Origin of the sequence: Chamaesiphon sp., from assembly GCF_041738855.1 — a bacterium.
GTDB lineage: Bacteria > Cyanobacteriota > Cyanobacteriia > Cyanobacteriales > Chamaesiphonaceae > Chamaesiphon.
Window position 1 is genome coordinate 1 of the sequence record NZ_JBGSPA010000003.1, and the last position, 5,596, is coordinate 5,596.

Below are 5,596 nucleotides of genomic sequence, written 5' to 3' on the forward strand. Positions count from 1 at the left end.
ATTGACTGTCGATTTAGCTTGTGATAATAAGCTGCCTTTTCTTTTTCGACTAGATGGCTATACCAAATAAACGAGCTAATAAAAGCTATTGCCATTGCTACTGCAATTCCATTATATTGATATACGTTAAAAAATCTTGCAACTAGAACTAGTAAGGAAATAACACCAAAGATACCAGATATCAAAATCAAATTAGAAGGTACAAATTTTTCTATTACAACTGAAGTCAATTGAACACGATCGAGGGTTCCTTCAGTAAGTACTCTTTGCCTTACTTTAATCAACTTGGGAAAATTTTGCTCGATCGTTTTTGGGAATAAGACATAAGGGTAAACTCCAGGGTTTTGCGGAATTTGAGTTATTGAAGTAAAATTAGACATAGCTGAAGTGAATATGAGGAGGCATATATGGCAAAGCCATCAGATTTTTGGGCAAATTTTAAGAAACAATGGTACGACGAGGAAACCGGAGAATTGCAAGAGCCACATCGAACGCAACTGATCGGACAGGGTGTTACTTTATTGCAGATTGCTCAGATGGAAGATGAAGTTCGGGCGGAGATTGCCGAGTTCGATCGATTAGATCGTGAGAACCCAGAGATAGATGGTGAAACTTATAACGATCGACGACTACGATTACGGGCGAAGAACAGTAAAATTCCTGTTGCACAGAGAATAGCCCTCGAAACTGGAAATTTCAATCCCGACAAAAATTATTAAATTTGGCGATCGCTAATTATCAACTATTTAATTAGGATCTATCCTAAAATAAGTCGCGCATCTTTGACATTGATATGTTCTATTCCAGCTTCTTTTTTTACTAGGGTATGCTATTGCACTAGTTACAACCAGCAGAGGAATTAGTAATATATTTGCAAGTAGAAGATAAAAATATATCTTTGGAGGATTGATTACGTGAAAAAATATAGCTAGTATAAATGGAGAAATAAACCAGAGAAATCCACAAACTAATGACCACAGACACCCTACCATTAATGGATTCATTGGAGGACTGGCACTTTGAGATGCCATTGTCGAACTATTTGTAAAAGCATTAATTCCAGTATATGTCGTTATTGTTCCACTAGCGCGTCCTTGCTCATAAAGTAAAGATAATTTTCTGCAATCTTCAGAGGTACATTTAGGACAATTATACATTTTTATCTACCTACTTTATTTTTAACTAACAGCAAAAGCAGTAAAACATGATAAAGTGCAAATCATTTCAATCAAATAATTCACATCGATAATCTATTTTCATCTTGTAACTGTTCATCTTCTTCTTGAATTGTGGTTAATTCAACATTCAAGGAAGCTAAACTTAACGGCTTAGAGATTTGTACGTCTACTCCTGACAATGTAGACGCGATTTCTTCCTGTAATTGTGAATTTGGAGTGGTTTTCTCTAAAGAATCGATCGATCTGCTTCCGCGCCCCTCCTTTTGCTGTTGTGAAGGCGGAGTTGTCACAGTCTCGGTATTAATAATTTTATTTAACCGTTCGAGTAGCTGTACGTCTCGCAGATCGATGTCTGGAAATCCACTAGGCTCCCAATCATTTCCAACTCTAGTCGCATTTAGCATTAACTTGTTTGGACGAATGCGATAGACACTTAAAGTATTCCCATCACACTTGATTTTGATGCGACCGTTCTCGAACTTTGTTTTCCCACCCAACTTCATTTGAGCTAATTCGGTTAGAAGATCGAAGATTTCTCGATTTGCTAGATTTAACTTAACAGGTCGATCTTGAATGCGAAGATTTGCTTCTTTCATCCGTTCTAAGTCTTGGTCGTCTGGAGTTAACCTGTCGCTCACCACCTGCCAACTAGCACCAATATCGCTACCTTTATATGCTTTTCCATCATGAAGAAAAGTTACGCCACGAACCGTGTTTTTTGATGTGAGGTTAAATCTGACATCAACCTTGCCTTTTGCTAGCCTGTCAAGCCATTGTTTTAAGCCGATATGGGCTTGTAACGAATCAGTTACTAGCTCGACGATATTTAGGTCTAAGTTTGCGATCTTCGCTTCTTGTTGCCGAATTTTAGCCCGTTTGACATCCCATGATGATTCAATCTGGCGTAGCCCGAATTCTGTCTCAACCTTTCTAAGAATATCTTGAATCTTGTACATATCCCAACTGTCCTTGACATGACTACCAAAGACGTTAACGGCATTAGTCAGGATATGGAGATGATCGTGGTCGTGAGACTCATCGTGTCCTGGATCGTCGCGGTGGTGATCGATCGCAATGTATTGACAATCCTGATACCCCAATCCAGTTAGCACTCGCAAAGCGATCGCTTCCTTGATGACATCCTCGACGGCTCCATCTTCTGGGGCGAAGGCGATTGAAAAATGTCTAACTGGTTTGCTAACTCGACGATTTAAGTTACTGACCATCCGAAATTCTCGCGCTAGCTCGTCAATCTTCGCACTCTCCATGCAATTGCTAATAATTCGCGGCTGCTTGTCGGGGTCGAGTAAATAACCGAGGACTCCACTAAACCCATTGCCTTTGCTAATTTTCCCAATCATCACTTCTTAGCTCCCAGCTTTTGGATTTTCTTGGCGATTAGCTGGTTAGCCATAGCAATTTCTCTCAGGGCTTTGCTGTCGATCTCAATCGATCGTCCCTCCTGATTCGCTTGATTCACACTCCTGGCAATTTGATTGAGGTTATTCCCCTGGGCGATATATTCTCTTCGCATCAGTGTAAGTTCGGCATATTCGTTCTGACTCAATCGCTCTTTTTTAAGCCGTCTGAGCGATCTATCTTTTACCGTGCCTCGATAGAGTAGATACTCAGAGCGGTTCATGTTGACGGCTCTAGACTCTGCTTCTATAATCTCCAATTGTTCGTTACTGGCACGAAGACTGATGTGATTAATTTTTTGTGGGGCTTTGCCATCAGTTCTAGAGATATTGATACTCATATCATTTACTTTTCATTTTTTCGTTGGCGTAGCCTCTAGGAACGAGAATCGTATCAGCCATGAAGGTTACATAATAATAACTTGCAACATTCAATCGTGTCATACCTTTATAACTTCACATAATACAGATATATGCTCAAATTGGGGGTTCTAGGGGTACTCCCCTAGCCAGCCCTTGTCGTCTGAAATCGTCAGATTTCAGATGTGCGTAGCACATAGACATGGCTGGCTCCCCTTCAAACTTACCACATCTACTAAAGCCAATAAATCCAGTAAATCAATGAAACTTTTGCAGATCTAGAGGCAAAAAATTCAGGGGTTAGTAATGAGATCTATGGATGCGTTCCAGTAATACTGAAACTAGACTGGGGTAAAACTGGAGTAAGACTGGAACGAATTATAGGTATTTTCGGAAAATATGGGGTGTTTTCTCAGCAAAAATTACTAATAATGAGCAGAACGATCGTATTCTCAATACAAAGAGGATATATTTAGGAATGAGTGATAATTTCTAAAATTTTCATGGGTAAAGCACCTGATTTATTCCGAATTAATTTTGTATCAGGGAAACCATTAGAGGTACTACTAGCTAAATTCCTTAAAAGTAGTGAAGGAACAGGCAAGGAAAATGTCATTGCGGCACTATCAGCGTTTTATTACTCGATCGCATTATCCCAAGAAGCTGATGTGTGTCCAGGTCGAATTCAATTAGCAGCCATCCGAGATATTGCCAAACTGCGAAATCAGATCGATTACATCATTAATTACCATCGAATTACGAATGGCATCGAATTAACCGATAGTTTTGAAGCTTCTACGACCGAGAAAATTGCGCCAGCAGTCGGGCATCCTCTCAAGCCAATAGTGGCAGATCCAATAGTAACCGATCGGCTCTCACTGGAAGATGAGATTTATGACTATACTATTTTTGACGAGTAATCAATGTGGCTAGACCCAAACGGCAAAAAATAAAGCTGGCAATTGACTTTGGTGGAAGTTCGACCAAGGCAATTACTGAAATCGACGATCGCTCGCTTCCAATAGTGATGTCGCCAGAAGTAATAGAAATCGGGACGATCGATCTCGACAACTATCGTCACCAGCACGATCTAGATCTATGGCATCGCTCTTTTGTCGGGGTGAAAGATCGGTATTTTGCCATTGGGGAATTAGCTGTAAGGTTAGGAGCCACCCAAGCTCTCAAACGCCTTAAATCTGAAACTGTAGTTTATAAGTTACTCGCGATCGTCTCGATTTTGGCACAGAGATTGGATCTAGGTAATAGCTTCGATCTGGAACTGGGCTGTTTGTTACCACCTGGAGAGTTTGCCGAGCGAGAACGATTGCAGACAAAGTTATCGGAAGCTCTGACTGATTTTGATACTCCGATCGGTCGGTTCTCAATCCGGTTGATTGAGGCTCAGTATCATCCTGAAGGGATGGGAGTCGCCCATTTGTATCACATCAATCGCTTGCACGTAACGGGTAAAGTCGGCACGATCATGGCTGGACATCGAAACATTAGTTGTTACGTGATGCAGGGCAAGCAACCCGTCAAAAAAGCGACATCAGACTTAGGGTTTCAATCGTGGATCGAACTAATTATCGATCGCACTTCTGGTTATGAATTTGGGACGCTAAGTGTCGCTGTCGCTAGGTATTGGAGCGATAATGACAGAATTGTATTAGGGGAAATTCTCCGGCATCGCGATGTTGTGGAGCGAGAGTTTGAATTAGAGCATTTAGTCAAGGTAATTAAATCGACTCAAATTACTTACTGGAGATCGATTAATGATTGGCTAGATGATAAGTTTCCTCCCGTTGAGGAAGTGATGTTGTCTGGGGGCGTAGCAGATGTTCTCAAGGCAGACTTTATTGCCTATTTAAAGGAGCGGTTGCCTATTCGCGCCGATTGTGGCAATCGGCAGGGAATTTTCAACGATCGGGCATTCAAACAGATTCCCGATCTGGCAGTTCCCGAAGGATATCAATCACGATTTGCTGATGTCTATTGTTTATCGCAATATCTGATGACCAGATCGGTAATTAAAACCAGGAGTTAAAATGAGTAACGAGACTAGCACTAAAACAGCCAGCAAAGAAGTTAACAAAAAGGATGTCACCAGCATTATCATTATTGGTGGTGTCAAAGGTGGATTGGGCAAGAGTTTAATCAGTGGAGTAGCTGCATTTCAGATGCAAGCCGCGAAATTATCGTTCGATTTGGTCGATGCGGATTCCGATACACCTAATGTCGGGCTGACATACGAGAAGGAATTGTACGAGCAGTTCCGCAATAATCAGTTAGCACAAGTTAGTGCAACATTAGTGCCAGGAGATAAAAATCAGCCATTACAGCAGGTCGAGCAAATTACTTTTTCTGGGGAGGCTGGTAATTACTTTGCCGCAGATCAAATCATTACCATAGCTGAGAAGAAAAACGTTCTCGTTGTCTTACCAGCATTACCAGCGTGCGATCTCGACCGCTGGCTCGACCAAAACGATATCGTTGGAATGCTAGCCGATCCAGAAAATACGATCGATGTCATCCATTTCTTTGTCACGAACGGTACTTCTGAATCACTTCAGCTTTTTAAAGATTCAGTAGAGAGTAGCAAAGGCAAGATTCCCCACGTCTTAGTCTTAAATCATGGTGCTG

At 41.2% G+C, this 5,596-nt stretch carries 6 protein-coding genes and 1 pseudogene; 4 read left to right on the top strand and 3 right to left on the bottom strand.

Going from position 1 to position 5,596, the window contains the following annotated elements; all coding sequences use genetic code 11:
- The coding region (locus ACEW9I_RS00410; RefSeq protein ID WP_373538405.1) for a hypothetical protein at positions 1 to 380 on the bottom strand (380 nt) is incomplete at its 3' end.
- Between the two features lie 27 nt (positions 381 to 407).
- Between ACEW9I_RS00410 and ACEW9I_RS00415 the strand changes: the two genes are divergently transcribed.
- The gene (locus ACEW9I_RS00415; protein WP_373538406.1) at positions 408 to 719 is read left to right on the top strand and encodes a hypothetical protein; all 312 of its coding nucleotides are present in this window, start codon (positions 408 to 410) and stop codon (positions 717 to 719) included.
- A 518-nt stretch (positions 720 to 1,237) separates the two neighbouring features.
- On the opposite strand, the gene ACEW9I_RS00420 is transcribed toward ACEW9I_RS00415, so the two are convergent.
- A complete protein-coding gene (locus tag ACEW9I_RS00420; protein WP_373538407.1) occupies positions 1,238 to 2,539 on the bottom strand; it encodes a relaxase/mobilization nuclease domain-containing protein in 1,302 nt (433 codons plus the stop codon).
- Entirely contained in the window at positions 2,539 to 2,937 is a 399-nt protein-coding gene (locus ACEW9I_RS00425) for a hypothetical protein (RefSeq protein ID WP_373538408.1), read from the bottom strand. The genes ACEW9I_RS00420 and ACEW9I_RS00425 overlap by 1 nt, the downstream gene beginning before the upstream one ends.
- A gap of 522 nt (positions 2,938 to 3,459) precedes the next feature.
- Between ACEW9I_RS00425 and ACEW9I_RS00430 the strand changes: the two genes are divergently transcribed.
- The 3 genes and pseudogenes from ACEW9I_RS00430 to ACEW9I_RS00440 all read left to right on the top strand — a co-directional run.
- Entirely contained in the window at positions 3,460 to 3,876 is a 417-nt protein-coding gene (locus tag ACEW9I_RS00430; RefSeq protein WP_373538409.1) for a hypothetical protein, read from the top strand.
- A gap of 5 nt (positions 3,877 to 3,881) precedes the next feature.
- Entirely contained in the window at positions 3,882 to 5,000 is a 1,119-nt protein-coding gene (locus tag ACEW9I_RS00435) for a ParM/StbA family protein (protein ID WP_373538410.1), read from the top strand.
- Between the two features lies 1 nt (position 5,001).
- Positions 5,002 to 5,596 (top strand): annotated as a pseudogene (locus ACEW9I_RS00440) (cobalamin biosynthesis protein CobQ); the annotation flags it as partial.

Coding starts and splice junctions, on each gene's coding strand:
- ACEW9I_RS00420 (WP_373538407.1), bottom strand. CDS start 2,539: ATGATTGGGAAAATTAGCAAAGGCAATGGGTTTAGTGGAGTCCTCGGT.
- ACEW9I_RS00430 (WP_373538409.1), top strand. CDS start 3,460: ATGGGTAAAGCACCTGATTTATTCCGAATTAATTTTGTATCAGGGAAA.
- ACEW9I_RS00415 (WP_373538406.1), top strand. CDS start 408: ATGGCAAAGCCATCAGATTTTTGGGCAAATTTTAAGAAACAATGGTAC.
- ACEW9I_RS00425 (WP_373538408.1), bottom strand. CDS start 2,937: ATGAGTATCAATATCTCTAGAACTGATGGCAAAGCCCCACAAAAAATT.